Source organism: Arthrobacter sp. 01T419, assembly GCF_056398865.1.
Window position 1 is genome coordinate 25,751 of sequence record NZ_JBFTQF010000015.1, and the last position, 13,459, is coordinate 39,209.

Annotated in this window: 17 protein-coding genes; 8 read left to right on the forward strand and 9 right to left on the reverse strand. The window is 64.1% G+C overall.

Features of this window, described 5'->3' with window-relative positions:
• Positions 1-21 precede the first annotated feature (21 nt).
• Positions 22-225 carry a transcription antiterminator/RNA stability regulator CspE gene (gene cspE / locus AC1DLO_RS18110; RefSeq protein WP_028266315.1) on the reverse strand — a complete coding sequence of 68 codons (204 nt, stop codon included), beginning with the start codon at positions 223-225 and terminating at the stop codon, positions 22-24.
• Positions 226-422: 197 nt separating this feature from the next.
• Positions 423-719 carry a hypothetical protein gene (locus AC1DLO_RS18115; RefSeq protein WP_476891131.1) on the reverse strand — a complete coding sequence of 99 codons (297 nt, stop codon included), beginning with the start codon at positions 717-719 and terminating at the stop codon, positions 423-425.
• Here AC1DLO_RS18115 and AC1DLO_RS18120 point away from each other — a divergent pair.
• The 8 genes from AC1DLO_RS18120 (at position 718) to AC1DLO_RS18155 (ending at position 7,874) form a co-directional block, all read left to right on the forward strand.
• Positions 718-1,482 (forward strand): alpha/beta fold hydrolase, encoded by a 765-nt coding sequence (locus tag AC1DLO_RS18120; protein WP_476891132.1) that lies wholly within the window; start codon positions 718-720, stop codon positions 1,480-1,482. The genes AC1DLO_RS18115 and AC1DLO_RS18120 overlap by 2 nt on opposite strands.
• 120 nt (positions 1,483-1,602) lie before the next feature.
• Entirely contained in the window at positions 1,603-1,980 is a 378-nt protein-coding gene (locus tag AC1DLO_RS18125; protein ID WP_476891133.1) for an ArsR/SmtB family transcription factor, read from the forward strand.
• A gap of 53 nt (positions 1,981-2,033) precedes the next feature.
• Complete coding sequence (locus tag AC1DLO_RS18130; protein WP_476891134.1) at positions 2,034-3,683, forward strand: SulP family inorganic anion transporter; 1,650 nt, start codon at positions 2,034-2,036, stop codon at positions 3,681-3,683.
• 66 nt (positions 3,684-3,749) lie between these two features.
• The gene (locus AC1DLO_RS18135) at positions 3,750-4,208 is read left to right on the forward strand and encodes a hypothetical protein (protein WP_476891135.1); all 459 of its coding nucleotides are present in this window, start codon (positions 3,750-3,752) and stop codon (positions 4,206-4,208) included.
• Positions 4,209-4,611: 403 nt separating this feature from the next.
• Positions 4,612-5,400, forward strand: a complete 789-nt coding sequence (locus AC1DLO_RS18140) for an ABC transporter ATP-binding protein (protein WP_476891136.1) — start codon at positions 4,612-4,614, stop codon at positions 5,398-5,400.
• Positions 5,393-6,166, forward strand: coding sequence for an ABC transporter permease (locus tag AC1DLO_RS18145; RefSeq protein WP_476891137.1), 774 nt, complete (start codon positions 5,393-5,395; stop codon positions 6,164-6,166). Before AC1DLO_RS18140 ends, AC1DLO_RS18145 begins: the two co-directional genes overlap by 8 nt.
• A 188-nt stretch (positions 6,167-6,354) precedes the next feature.
• Entirely contained in the window at positions 6,355-6,642 is a 288-nt protein-coding gene (locus AC1DLO_RS18150; RefSeq protein ID WP_476891138.1) for a hypothetical protein, read from the forward strand.
• Positions 6,643-6,752: 110 nt separating this feature from the next.
• Positions 6,753-7,874, forward strand: a complete 1,122-nt coding sequence (locus AC1DLO_RS18155) for a thioredoxin domain-containing protein (RefSeq protein WP_476891139.1) — start codon at positions 6,753-6,755, stop codon at positions 7,872-7,874.
• 27 nt (positions 7,875-7,901) lie between these two features.
• On the opposite strand, the gene AC1DLO_RS18160 is transcribed toward AC1DLO_RS18155, so the two are convergent.
• From AC1DLO_RS18160 to AC1DLO_RS18190, 7 genes are all read right to left on the reverse strand, one after another.
• A complete protein-coding gene (locus AC1DLO_RS18160; protein WP_476891140.1) occupies positions 7,902-8,513 on the reverse strand; it encodes a VOC family protein in 612 nt (203 codons plus the stop codon).
• Positions 8,510-9,325, reverse strand: a complete 816-nt coding sequence (locus AC1DLO_RS18165; RefSeq protein ID WP_476891141.1) for a hypothetical protein — start codon at positions 9,323-9,325, stop codon at positions 8,510-8,512. The genes AC1DLO_RS18160 and AC1DLO_RS18165 overlap by 4 nt, the downstream gene beginning before the upstream one ends.
• A gap of 36 nt (positions 9,326-9,361) precedes the next feature.
• The gene (locus tag AC1DLO_RS18170) at positions 9,362-10,171 is read right to left on the reverse strand and encodes an ABC transporter permease (protein ID WP_476914553.1); all 810 of its coding nucleotides are present in this window, start codon (positions 10,169-10,171) and stop codon (positions 9,362-9,364) included.
• Positions 10,168-11,070, reverse strand: coding sequence for an ATP-binding cassette domain-containing protein (locus tag AC1DLO_RS18175; RefSeq protein WP_476891143.1), 903 nt, complete (start codon positions 11,068-11,070; stop codon positions 10,168-10,170). The genes AC1DLO_RS18170 and AC1DLO_RS18175 overlap by 4 nt, the downstream gene beginning before the upstream one ends.
• Positions 11,067-11,693, reverse strand: coding sequence for a TetR/AcrR family transcriptional regulator (locus AC1DLO_RS18180; RefSeq protein WP_476891144.1), 627 nt, complete (start codon positions 11,691-11,693; stop codon positions 11,067-11,069). Before AC1DLO_RS18180 ends, AC1DLO_RS18175 begins: the two co-directional genes overlap by 4 nt.
• 84 nt (positions 11,694-11,777) lie before the next feature.
• Positions 11,778-12,857 carry a CU044_5270 family protein gene (locus tag AC1DLO_RS18185; protein WP_476891145.1) on the reverse strand — a complete coding sequence of 360 codons (1,080 nt, stop codon included), beginning with the start codon at positions 12,855-12,857 and terminating at the stop codon, positions 11,778-11,780.
• The gene (locus AC1DLO_RS18190; protein WP_476891146.1) at positions 12,844-13,278 is read right to left on the reverse strand and encodes an RNA polymerase sigma factor; all 435 of its coding nucleotides are present in this window, start codon (positions 13,276-13,278) and stop codon (positions 12,844-12,846) included. The genes AC1DLO_RS18185 and AC1DLO_RS18190 overlap by 14 nt, the downstream gene beginning before the upstream one ends.
• Positions 13,279-13,459 lie beyond the last annotated feature (181 nt).

Below are 13,459 nucleotides of genomic sequence, written 5' to 3' on the forward strand. Positions count from 1 at the left end.
CTGCTTTTTGAAATCCGAAGCTTAGAGAGCCTGGATGTTTACTGCCTGGGGACCCTTGGGGCCCTGCTCTACGTCGAAGGAAACCTTCTGGTTCTCTTCGAGGGAGCGGTAGCCGCCCGAGTTAATTGCAGAGTAGTGAGCGAAAACGTCCTGGCTGCCATCTTCCGGGGAGATGAAGCCGAAGCCCTTTTCGGAGTTGAACCACTTGACGATACCTGTAGCCATTTTTTCAGTTTCCTTACTGAAGGTGGAGGTTGTCCCGACTGTCGGGCCTCCGGTGTGGGGTGTTCTCCACCGTTACTTCAGAAGGTCGCGGTTGATGAACCGCGGGAACTGCCTGAACTACCAAATGCCAAACACAACAACAGCTACTAGCATACAGGGGTTTGGACGGATCGCTAGTATTTGCCAAAATTCTTCATCTACTGCCCGCCGCCCACCGGGCGAACGCGGAACCGGTGAATACCGTACTCGGCGGCATCAATCCGGTCGATGTTGCTCGCTCTGACCTGATGTGCGCGGCCACCCTTCCTGGCCGCTTGCGAAGTGCTGACGCGATCCATCTCGCAACAGCCATCAGGCTCCAGGCGGATCTGATGATCGCTTACGACGTCGACCTCCTTGCCGCGGTCGTCGATGCCGGTGTCGCTGTCCTGTCGCCCGGAAAATAGCCCGCCTCCCCCTCCTTTGGCGCACCAATCGGCGTAGAGTTCCGCCATGGAGCCGATTCGGGTGGTTCTTCTTCCAGGGAGCGTTCTTCCAGCCCAACCCGCTTATGGCGCGCTGATCGAGGCGTTGGGGCCCGACGTCGACGCCGTCGCGAAGGACCTGGAGCTGTACGACGGCGATGAGCCGCCGCCGGGCTGGAGCCTGGACACTGAGATCGACGGCGTGCTCCGCGAGGCGGACGCGCGAGGGTGGGAGACGTTCCATCTGCTTGGCTATTCGGGAGGCGGAGCCGCCACTTTGGCGTTCACTGCCAAGCACCCCGAGCGCCTACTTAGCCTCACGCTTCTGGAGCCCGCTTGGGCCGGCAGTTGGGACTGGAGTCCGGCGCACGCCGAGCTCTGGAAGGAGTATGAGGCGCTGGAGTCGCTGCCACCTGCGCAGTTCATGGCCGCGTTCATGAGGCTGGGAGTGAAGCCCGACGTCACCCTTCCGCCTCCGCCCGAAGGTGGACCGCCGCCGTGGATGGCCAAGCGGCCCGGTGGGATCAGGGCGTTCTTGCGGGACTTCAAGATTTACGATYTGGACCGGGCTCGGCTGGTCGCGTTCAATCGGCCGGTGTTCTTCGTCCTCGGCGGCCTAAGCAATCCAGACGACTATGGCGAGGTTGCCGAGCGGCTGTCGACGGTATTCCCGGACTTCCGACTTGAGGTGTTCCCGGACCGCCACCACTTCGATCCCCCGCACCGGATCGAGCCCGACCGGCTGGGCGCATTGCTGCGCGAACACTGGGAACGCGCGGATCGCGTCGTTTGACGTGGTCGAGCCGCGGCCAAGCAAGCTATTCCTGCGAGCTATTGCTGCGCTTGTTACACTGGATGATGAATCCATAAAACAGTAAAGCAAGTGTTATTTGTGTTGGGCAGGGAGACAGGCATGGAAGAGTTCTCGGATTTCCGGGCACCGCTGTACGAGGTGAAGGCCAATCTGTTCAAAGGACTGGCCCACCCGGTGCGAATCCGGGTACTGGAGCTGCTGTCGGCGGCGCCCGAGGTGTCGGTGACGGAGCTTCTGGCCGCGACGGGGCTGGAGGCCTCGCATCTGTCCCAGCACCTGGCGGTGCTGCGCCGGTATCACCTTGTCAAGGGAGAGCGGCGGGCGCTGCAGATGTTCTACACGCTGGCGTACCCGCAGGTCGCGGAGCTCCTTTCCGTGGCGAGACTGCTGCTCAATGAGATACTGCGTACCACCAGGGAACAGCTTGAGTCCTCAGAGGCGGCCCTTCCAGCAGCAACAACGGCCAGCACACGGTGAAAATCCTGGTCGCGGCCCGGGCATTCTTGCCCGGTCGGCAGGACTACGTGCTTATGCCGCGTACCTGGAAAGGGGATCTGGTTGCCGGTGTCACCGTCGGTATCGTCGCGCTGCCGTTGGCTCTGGCGTTCGGTGTCAGCTCGGGCGCGGGTGCGGCAAGCGGGCTGATCACCGCCGTTATCGCCGGCGTGATCGCGGCCGTATTCGGCGGCTCCAACATTCAGGTTTCCGGACCCACCGGAGCCATGGTGGTGGTTCTGGGGCCGGTGATCGCCGCCCACGGGCTCGGTGCGCTGGCCGCGGTCTCGGTCCTTGCCGGGGTGATCGTGGTTGTCGCCGGGCTGCTCAAACTCGGGCGGGTCGTGACGTTCTTGCCGTGGCCGGTGATTGAGGGCTTCACGGTCGGAATCGCGGTGATCATCTTCCTGCAACAGGTTCCTGCCGCGTTCGGCGTCAAGCCGGGGCCAAGCAGTAATGCTGTCGTCTCAGCCGTGCAGGGCCTCGGAACCGCGTCCCTGGCCTCGATTCTTGCCCCGGTTGCCGTGGTGGGCTTGGTGGCGGTGATCATGGTAGCTGCGCCGCGGATCCACCCTCGGCTCCCGGGCTCGCTCATCGCGATCATCATCGCCAGTGTGGCCGCGCAGCTGCTGGATCTACCTGTGGCCAGGATCGGGGCCCTGCCCGATTCCCTGCCTGCCCCGCTGATGCCTGCCCTGGACCTGCCGACGATCACGGCGCTGGCCGGGTCTGCGGGAACGATCGCGGCCCTTGCAGCGATCGAGTCGCTGCTCTCGGCACGCGTCGCGGCGTCGATCTCCGATACCGGCCCCTATGACGCGGATCGTGAACTCCTGGGCCAGGGCTTGGCGTCCGTTGCTTCCGGGTTCTTCGGCGGCATGCCAGCCACAGGGGCCATCGCCCGCACCGCAGTGAATATCCGCTCGGGCGGCAGGACCCGTTTGGCCGCCATCACCCATGCACTGGTCCTTCTGGCCGTGGTGTACCTGGCCACGGGGCCGGTTTCCCGCATCCCGCTTGCCGCCCTGGCCGGGGTGCTGATGGTCACCGCGACACGCATGGTTTCTTTCAGGACTCTGCGCAGCGTAATCGGTTCAACCCGGGCCGACACGGTCGTGTTCTTCGTTACCGCTCTCATCACTGTGTCCTTCGACCTGATCGAAGCCGTGGAAATCGGGATCGCCGTCGCCGCTTTCTTCGCCCTGCGCGCCCTGGTCCGTTCCAGCGGCGTTCACCGGGAAGAAATCCCCGGCCCGGTCCACGAAGGAGATGAGCACATCGCCGTCTTCCGGCTCGACGGGGCACTGTTCTTCGCCGCGGCCGAGCGCGTCCTGGAGCGGGTCAGCGCCATCCGGAACGTCGACGTCGTGATCATCCGCATGTCACAGCTGCAGATCCTGGACGCAACCGGAGCCAGAACCATCACAGACATCATCCAGGCCCTGGAACGCCGAGGAATCACCGTGCTGATCAAAGGAATCCAGGACCGCCACCTTCGACTCGTCACCCAAGTGGGGGTCCTGGACTCCCTTCGCCACCACAAGCATCTCTTCACCGAACTTGCCCCCGCCGTGGAACACGCCCGCAGCCACGTGGCCCGCGCAGCCACCGCGCGAGCTGGACAAGGTCCCGAGCTAAACCCGGCACCGCGTCCCGCCATCGGTTCCGACACCACCGAGGAATGAATCTGATGGAACCTCTGAGAACCATCCGCGTCCCGTTGACCGACCCCCGCGCTTGAAAGAAAACAAATGCCTTCCTTGAATGAAACCTTCGCCCGGATCCGGGCCGCCCACCTGCTCGTGCGCTCCGTCGAGGAATGGGACACCCTCGCTGATGAGTTGCTCCGCGCTTACGACCTCAAAGACAATGAGAAATTCGAAATGCTCCGCGAATCTTTCGTTGCCGCCTGGAAGTCGGTCACTCGCAACCTCCTCACCGACACGATGAACGCCATCGGCATTACAGTCTCCCCCGCGAACCATCCGTGGGGCGTCGCCACCTTGGAAGTAGAGGGGCGCAGCTGCGAGCCGCTCTTGTGCTCCCCCGAAGAACTAGCTGCTCCCTCCGAGGCAGGCGACCTTTACGGCTGGCCGCGCTTACGGAGCTTCGAGGCGGTCATGGCCGGCTACGACCGGTGTCTAATTTCACTGCTCTGGCAGTCCGAGCCTGACTTCAATTCGGCGTATGAAACCAACAAGTGGTCCTAGCTGGGACTTTGATGCGTTGCGCCGATCGGCAGGTGCCGAATGGACGTGACTCGATCCTGCCACGGTGGACATGCTTGCCAGCAAAAGGGTCCGCTGCTCTGAAGTAACGGACCCCTTGCACCTCCCACAAATCCTGAGCGCGAAGTCTCGACCATGATCGGCCGCAAAATTACTGTCGGCGGCGAATGCGAACTAAGACGATTATGGCAACTACTGCCGCTATCAAGATGAGTGGTAAATGTGCGCAAACTGAGTGCTCATCCGGCTAGGTTTAAGTGGCAAACGGCCGCTGCCGTGCACACCTGCGGACTCTCACGAAAGATCAAGCTCCCGCATATAGACTCGTCGCAACGGTGCCCTGCCATGTGGCGGGCTCGGCCACCCTGAGGGGGATGCGGTCTCGATGAGTGAAGTGAATATGCCGGCACAACCGCCGGTTTTGGACATCAGCGGCTTGCGCGTCGCCTATGGCGAGCGGACCGTCGTCGACGGCGTGAGTTTTCAGATTCACCGCGGTGAGATCTTCGGCCTGCTTGGCCCCAACGGTGCAGGGAAAACGAGCACACTCAGTGCCATCGAGGGGCTGGTTAGCCCGAAGTCCGGCCAGCTGCTGGTGGACGGACTCGATGTTCGACAAGAGCCTTTGGAAGCGAAAGCGCGTCTCGGAGTCCAATTGCAGTCTTCCAGCTTCCAGGCCGAGCTCACTATTCAGCAGATCGCAAGACTCTATGGCGGCCTCTATGGGGTGAAGCTCTCGCGGGAGCAGATCCGCGAGAGCATGCGGACTATCGGGCTTGAGCAAGAACTGGGCAAGAGATTCAAACAGTTGTCGGGCGGCCAGCAGCAACGGCTCGCGTTGTTCATCGCCACCATTCACAACCCCCTTCTTTTGCTCCTGGACGAGCCGACGGCGGGGCTGGACCCGCAGTCGCGCCGCGGACTGTGGCGTCGCATCGAGGAGCTTCGCGGTGCGGGCAACAGCATCCTCCTCACTACCCACTCAATGGAGGAAGCGCAGGCCGTGTGTGATCGGGTGGCGATCATCGACCACGGGGTGCTCCTCACGATCGGAAGACCATCGGAGCTGATCGACAAACATCGCGACGATCCACGTGTGCTTTCAGTCGCCCACGGCGCGCCCACCCTGGAAGACGTCTTCATCGGACTGACAGGAAGTGAGATCCGTGACTAACACCGGCGTCGACACTGCCCGCCCCCCGCGCGGCCCTGCCATGAACTCGCTGCTTCGCGCGGACTCCATCGTCATGCTCAACAGCAAGACCTCGCTCGTCTTGAGCGCCCTCCTGCCGATCGTCATCCTCGTGGTCACAAGCTTCGGCAAGGGACAATCACGGCTCGGCGGATCAAGCCTCCTCGTCAGTTTGGCCTTGACACTGGGCCTTCTCACCTCGTGCCTCCTCGGATACACCTTGGCCCTCGCCCACGACCGTGAGATCGGTGTGCTGCAAAGGCTCCGGGTCACGCCAGCTCCCAACTGGATGATCATGACCAGCCGCCTCGTCGTGCAGGTGGCCACGAACCTTCTCGCTTCCATCATTGTGGTCATCGTCGGCGCTATCGTTCATGGGCTGACGCTCAACGTTGGCCAGTATCTCTTGGTGATCGCCATCGCGGTCATCGGAGCAGCCATGTTCCTGGCCATCGGGCAAGCCCTGGTCGGCTTGGTTCAGTCCGCCAACGCCATTAGTGCGATCGGCCGGCTGCTCATGATCTTCCTGCTGCTCCTCGGCCTCCTCGGAAGCAGCGGCATCCTGGGCGACACGATGAAAACCATCGCCGACTGGTCCCCCGTCGGGGCCCTCCTGACACTCTTCTCCGACCTTCTGAACCAGTCTGTCTGGAGCGGTCAGGACACCGGATCGCTTCTGGCTTGCGTCGGATACATCGTCGTGTTCACCTCCATCGGAATCCGCTGGTTCCGATGGAACTCGCGTTAACGCCCGACGGCGGTTCTGCCCGGCCAGCGGTCTGCGGCACCACTTCGGCACCTAGCCCGCGGGAACGGAGCGCACTCACCGAGGCCGCGAGCGCTACCCAATTTCGCCTCCGCAGCACCCATTTCGGGAGAATCGTCCACCTAGTTGCGTCTTTGAACGGTAGCCTTCAGGAACAAACAAGGGGAATCATGATTCGACTCAACCCGAGCGGTACCAATCTGTCCGTGATGCTGACTTCATCTGATCCGGTTAACCCGGGCGCCAGCTCCTGGGCTACTCCTGTTCTCGGACTCGTCTATTTGGCCTTCGTCATCGTCGCACTCGCTCTTCTGGTGGCATCGAAGCGGATTTCTCCGCCAGTCAAAGTAGTACTAGCGGTGACCGTTCTTGCGTTGCCGTTTGCTGGTGCAGTCGCATCGATCACCTACTCGCTCGTCCGGCAGCGGAGCACTAGAAAACAGTACGTGGACTCCTAGACTGCCCTCACTCGACTGGCTGCGGCACCCTGTCCTAGGCACCGTACGGGGGCTATGCTCTGACCATTGGGGGGCGCAGGTGCTCCTGCACACCAGAAGGAGCGCTTCGGATGAGTGACTACCAGCGGCCCGACTACCAGCCCGACCAGCGCCCGTGGCCGCCCCAGCCAACCGCGCACTACGAGACACAGCCAAGTCCGTGGCCCGATCTGCGGCAGGCCTATCCCCCACCGACTCGACGCACCGAACCGCTGGCCATTGCCTCCCTCGTCTGCTCTTTCGTGATTAGCCTGCTAGGCATTGTCTTCGGGCACATCGCCCTCGCGCGGATCAGGCGGAGCGGCGACGGCGGCCGAGGCCTCGCCGTCGCCGGTTTGGTTGTCGGATACATAGGCCTTGCGGGCGGCGTGCTCGCGGCCGTGCTCGCACTGACGCTCGTGTCCACCGGGTTCACCATGACCGCCGGGCAGTGGATCGGAAGCGGGCCGATCGGAAGCCGCCCCTCGGCCACTCCCCTACTCCAACTCCCCGATCGGGGGCCGAGCCCGGCGAACATGAACGCCAACGGCGGGATCACCCTGGCCGCGGGAGGCAAAGTGGTGCCTGTCGCGGCGTCCACCGTCGATACCACCACGCTCCCGTCGCCGGATCCTCTCGCGACGCCGAACGAACAGCCCGCGCATGCGCCAGGCGTCGAGGCCGCACCGAAAGGGCAGCCGGCCAAGGTGGTCGTGTACTTGGACTTCATGTGCCCGTACTGCGCCGACTTTCACAGCTCCTACGGGCCCAGTCTCGACCGCTTGCGCAACGAGGGAAAGATCACCGTGGAATACCGTCCCGTCACCTACCTCGACCGCCAGTCCACCAATAGGTACTCGTCACGTGCGGCCGCCGCGGCAGCGTGCGTCGCCGATGCCCACCCGGATAGGTATGCGGACTTCCTTTCCCAGTTGTATGCCCACCAGCCGGCCCAAGGGTCCTCGGGCCTGAGCGACCAGGAGCTGAAGTCCCTCGTGGCGGCGGCGGGCGCCGATGCGGCCAAGTGCATCGACAGTGGCACGTTCCTCGCGTGGGCGCGGTACTCCAACAGGCTCGCCGTGGACAGCGGGATCAACGGCATCCCGACGGCATTCGTCGACGGCAAGCAGTGGGGCGGCGGCACGTCGACCGGATTGGACTTTATCCAGTTCCTCCAGGTCAATCTCAACGCCCGCGCGAGCGCCGGGACCTAGCGGGCCTGCGCTGACGTCTTGCACGGATCACACTGATGAGGCCTCCCATGCGAAGCCGTCCGGATCTGTGAACGGGCCGACGTCGCTGCTGATCGCGAGTCGGTGCGATCCGTTGCCGTCGGGAGAGACGCCGGCGTCCTTGGCGAGGGCGCGGCGCCCGTAGAGCCCCAGCTTGACGGGACTCGACGGCATGGCGAACTCGACGTATTTACCGAAGCTCTTCCCTACGGCGAGGCCGCGGTCAACGTAGAAGCGTTTGCTCGCGGCAACATCCGCGGCCGCCATCAGGAGCACGATCTTGTCGACTTCCCGGGTAGCCGGATCGGTGTCCTTCTTCGCCGACGTCGCGACCTTCCAGATCGCGCCATCCGGAGCCTGCACGACGCCGCCGTAGCCCCACAACGACTTCTCGGCCGGCTTCAGCGTGGTCGCGCCGGCTTCCACAGCGGAGTCGATCAGGCTGCTGACGGTGGACGGCTGCGCTACTACGAGCGACAGGGTGAACCCACGGAACCCGGTAGTAGGGGCGTCCGAGGCCCGGACGCGCACCCGCGGACCCAATCCGAAGGCGGCGTCGTAGAAGGCGGTGGCGGCCGCGGGGTCAGGAACTTCGAGGGTGACTGATTCGATGGAGGTCATGGCAGGTCCTTCAGTGAGTTGGGCAGCTTCGTACTTTTGACTTTATTCCGCGGCTTCCCGGATCGCTTCTCCGATCCTGACCGATCCGTTCCGTACCTAAGATGGCGACGACGGGTGGCGGACACCGCCCCGGTGATCGCAATCGCGACGACGGCGAGGATCCCAAACCCGGACACTCCCTGTTCCACCCAGCCGGCCCAGAGAGCAGCGCTCGGCAGCATGGCCATCGCAGGGATCGCGGACGCGGCCAGCGCCGCAACGTTGACCGCCAACCTCGCCCGTCTTCCCGTCCTCTGTTCATGTTGGACCGCCCCGTGCCTCCAGTCCTCCGCGATGGCCCTGGGTACCCGTGCCGCATAGGCGGCGACGTGGACGAGGATGAGCGCCAGCCAGGCCAGGAAGCTGATCACATGGATCCGCAGCAGGACCGCAGGAGCCGGCCCGGTGGCCGCGAGCGCGACGCCGCTTGCGATCACGGCCAAGGTGGAGGCCAGCAGGAGCGGTGACAGAACCCGCATCGCGGGGCGGGGCGGTCCCTTGCGCCGGTACGCCGGATCGCGGGCGTAGTAGCGCAGGAACCGCCAGCCCGTGCTGGCGGTTTTGACTGCCACGGGTCCGATGAGCAGCACGCCGACGAGAAAGTGGACAGGCATCAGGCCACGCAGCAGGACCACAGTGACGATCTCCACCGCGAACAACACCAGCAATACGGCACCGGTCAGCGCAGTGAGGCGCTCGTTGCCGGTCACACCGGAGTCACCGAGGGCTTGGGCTTCCGGGTCCTCACAGGGCGAGAGGGAATCCATTGGCATGACGGTTCCACCTCCCTGTCACGCGTTGATGTCCTCTCACGCGTTGATGTCTTGCCGCGGGAGAACGAGGGCGCTGGCCGCGGCAAAGCCGGCAATCCACAGGACACTCGCGAGCAAGGCCGCCGGATATCCCTGGGCAGGGGCAGGGCCAACCAACGGCACCGTGGCTCCGACGATGGTGTTGAACACCCGGCCGGGAAACCATTGGGACACCTGCGGCGCCACCACGGCGATGATCCCCTCGAGCACCAGGATGTAGGCCAGGGCGATCCCCACAGCGGCAACGACCGAACGGGTCAGCACTGCGATGAGCATTCCCAGGGCGCTGACGCCGATGAGGCAGAGCACTTCGTTGCCGAGGAACTCCAGGAAGATGCGCAGCCCTTCGGCTGAGGTCCAGGCCGCGGTCTGGATGCCCTGTCCCTGGGCGAGGATGARCACGAAGGCGCCGCTGACCATCAGGGTGAGCAGCATCGAGAGCAGAACGAAGAGCACGACGGCGAGCATCTTTCCCGCCAGCCACCGCAGGCGATGCGGCTCACGCACCAGCAGGTTGCGCAGGGTCCCCTGGGTCCATTCCGCCGCGAGGTTTGCGCTGACCAGAACGAGCGCAATGGCGATGATCAGGGATCGTGCCTGGCCTATGATGGCGACCAGTCCTTGGGGTGTGTGGAATGCCGCAATGAGGCCGGCCATCTCTTTGCCCGTGGCTCCGGAAGCGATCTGGTGGAAGGTCAGGTAGGCGATGAAAGTGCTCACTGCCACCATCGCCCCGGCACCGGCGAGGACACTCCAGCGCCGGAATTTCAGGACTTCGCTGAGAAACGCTCGGATGACGGAGGTCATGGACGGTCTCCTTTCACGAGAGCGAGGAACAGTTCTTCGAGACTGCCCTCTTTGACCCGGATGGCCAGATCAGTCACGCCGGCTTCGCTGGCCTTCCGGTTCAGGGTCTCGGCGAAGCTTGCGGGGCAGGCGATGCGCAAGGTGCGCTCGTCCCCGGTGACGGTATAACCGGTGCCCTCTGCGATCTGGACCACCAGTTCACGTCGGACAGGGTCTTCGGCTTCGACCGCGAGCTCGACGCGCTGGGCCAGCAGGTCCCGGGCCGGGCCGCAGAACAGCGCTTTCCCCTCGTGGAGGATGACCAACCAGTCCGCGACCTGTTCCAGTTCTCCGAGCAGGTGGCTGCTGAGCAGGATGGTCTTCCCTTGGTCGCGCAGGTGGCGCAGCAGGTCACGTATCCAGATGACGCCCAGGGGATCAAGGCCATTGGCGGGCTCGTCGAGAAAGAGCAGATCCGGATCGGGCAGCAGGGCCATCGCCACACCGAGCCGCTGCTTCATTCCCAACGAATACGTTCCGACCCGATCGCGCGCCCGATCGGAGAGTCCCACCATCTCCAGCATTTCGCCGACGCGGGAACGGGAATAGCCGCCGAGGCGGGCGAGCACCCCCAGGTTGGTGCGCCCCGACAGGCTCGGGTAGAAGGCCGGGGCCTCGACTAACGCCCCTACGCGTGCAAGGTAACCGTCAGGCTCAGTCAGGGGCGAGCCCAGGATAGCCGCGCTGCCCGCATCGGCCCGCACGAGTCCCAGGAGAAGACGGAGGGTGGTGGTCTTCCCAGCCCCGTTGGGGCCGATGAAGCCCGCGATGGACCCTGCAGGAATGGACATGGTCAGGCCATCGACGGCGGCACGCTTGCCGAAGTGCTTGCTCAGGCCCTGCGTCTCGATGGCATTCATGGGACATCTCTTCTTTTCGGACGATTGGCGATCCCGTCGAAGAAGATGCTGACCAGAGAGACTGCCCGATCGGGCGTCTGCAAGCCCTTCGCCCCCCGCATCATGCCCATGTAGAGGCCGACCAGAACGTTGACCGGCAGATCAGGGCGCACCTCGCCCGCCTCCTGCGCTTCTTCAAAGAGACCGGTGACGCGTCGCTTGATCCGGTCGAGCAAGGACAGGATCACCTGCTGGTGCTCCGGGTCTTTGAGATGTTCCCTGGCGTCGCGCAGCAGCACACTCAAACGATCATCCAGAGGCAGGGCGAGGAGTGCGGTGGTGAGCTTGGTCAACCGTTCCCGGGCGCCCTGAGCCCCGGCAAGGGCCTGATCAATCCCGCCCACGCCCTCGTCCACGAACACCGTCCGGATCATCGTGATGAAGAGCTCTTCCTTCCCTTTGGGAAAGTGGTAATACAAGGCCGCGGACGTGACCTCGACCGCTTCGGCAAGCAGTTTCATGGACACCCCCTTGTAGCCCCTTGCCAGGAAGAGATCCGCCGCTTTGCTCAGGATCTGGCGCCGCATCTTCTGGTCCCCCGGATAAGCAGGATGATGCGTCTCCTGCTGCAATGCGCCCGCCATGATGCCCGATTCACCCGCTGTTTACTAATCGATCAGTAAGTACGCGCAGAGTAACACGCGTGGACGGGGCGGGGAAGGCCCGTGTCACTTGGTGGTGGAGTCTTCGACGGCGATGTAGCGCATGACGGTTGGTACGGGCCGGAGGGGTTTCCGTCCGTCCACGGGGCCTTGCACGTAGTCTTCTTCGGTGGCAAGAATGCGCCCTGAGGTGGGGTCGATGACGAGGATGTTTCTGGAGGTCCCGTAGCGTTCGTCCTGGGTCTCGATGCTGAGCGCGATCCCGTGACGCCCGAGCCGGTCGGTGACCTCGCCGAGGACCTTCACACCGGGAAGCTTGGCGACGGCGCCTAGGACGGCGTGTTCTTGGGCGCCGGAGAGGTTCCAATACCCGAGGAAGAACCCGATGGTCTGGAACACACCTTGGGGGCCTTCGTTGACCATCGCCGAGGAACGGACCTGGTAGTCGGCGATGTAGGCGGCCATGCCGGCGTCGTCGGTCGGTACCGGTTGGGGCAGCGGCAGGGCGGGGAACTGCCCTGGCCCGAAGGTCTCCTGTTTGCTCTGCCCGGGCTGGACGTCCATCGGCCAGCCGACGGCCTGGAACTTCACATCCGATCGGGTTGGGGAGAAGGGCTGACCCACCGCCAGGGTCCGGGTACCAGACCCGTCGGCCTCCCGTCGAGTCTCGATCGTCACTGGGAGGGCGACGTCCATAGCCGGGGAGTTATCAGGGGTTTGCATGATCCCGGCTTCCCAGTGGTGGATCGTGAAATAGCCGGGCCTGTACCCCGGCCCGTCGGGAGTCTGGAGTTTCTGGCGGGCCTCCTCAAGCACGGTGGCGGCGTCCTTTGCGATGGGCTTGGGGTCGAGCATCGCCGGTGTTGCGGCGAGGACGGGTTCCGGGATCGGGGTGCCCTGCGCGTTCGGCGCGCCGGGGGTGGCTGCCTTGGTGGCCAGGACGACGCTGGCGGCCGCAGCGGCGGCAGCGGTGCCAGCGGCGAGGAGGAGAGTCCGGCGGTGGAGGCTTCGCGGTCCGCCAGTTCCGACGGTGGCCGTGTGTCCAAGGATGGCCGCCAGATCGTGTTCAGCGCGTTCGTCCAGCGACCGACGGGCGTCAACCGGTGTGGGGTTGGCGCGGCAAATGAGGTCTTCAAGAGTTTCCATGCGAGTGTCCTTTCCGCTGCAAGATGTGCTGGAGTGCCTTCCGGGCTCGGCTCAGGCGTTTCCAGGCGGTGGCTTCGGAGCATCCGAGCACCGCCGAGAGATGAGCGGCACTGAGTTCTTCCCAGTAGGTGAGGTAAAGAATGTCCCGGTCCTTGTCCCGGAGTTCGAGTAGTGCCTCTCGCACTAGGCCCCCGTCCGTCTGGACGGGGCCGGCAGCCAGCCCATCTCCGACGCGGCGCAGCAAGGCCTGTTCCCTGAACTGGCGCCGGTACTCGTTACCTAGGAGATTCCGGGCGATCCGGTAGAGCCAGGCGAGCTCGTGGGCTCCGCGCTGGTGCATCTTTGACCACGCGATGCGGAAGGTGTCCGCTGCGACTTCGCGCGCCGTCCCCCCTTGCTCAGGATTACCTTCCCATGACACTGGCTTTATTTCCGGCCGGCTCCGCATCCTGACACATGCATGAAAAAACCTTCCGGCAGCACCGAACCGACGCCCGCAGCCAGCGCCTCCGGCGAAAGTGGCGCCTGCCGCTAGGACCACGGAGAGGACTCCTATGCCAGCTGCCCGGTATCTCGTAGACTCAGGGGAATCCAGGGGGTGG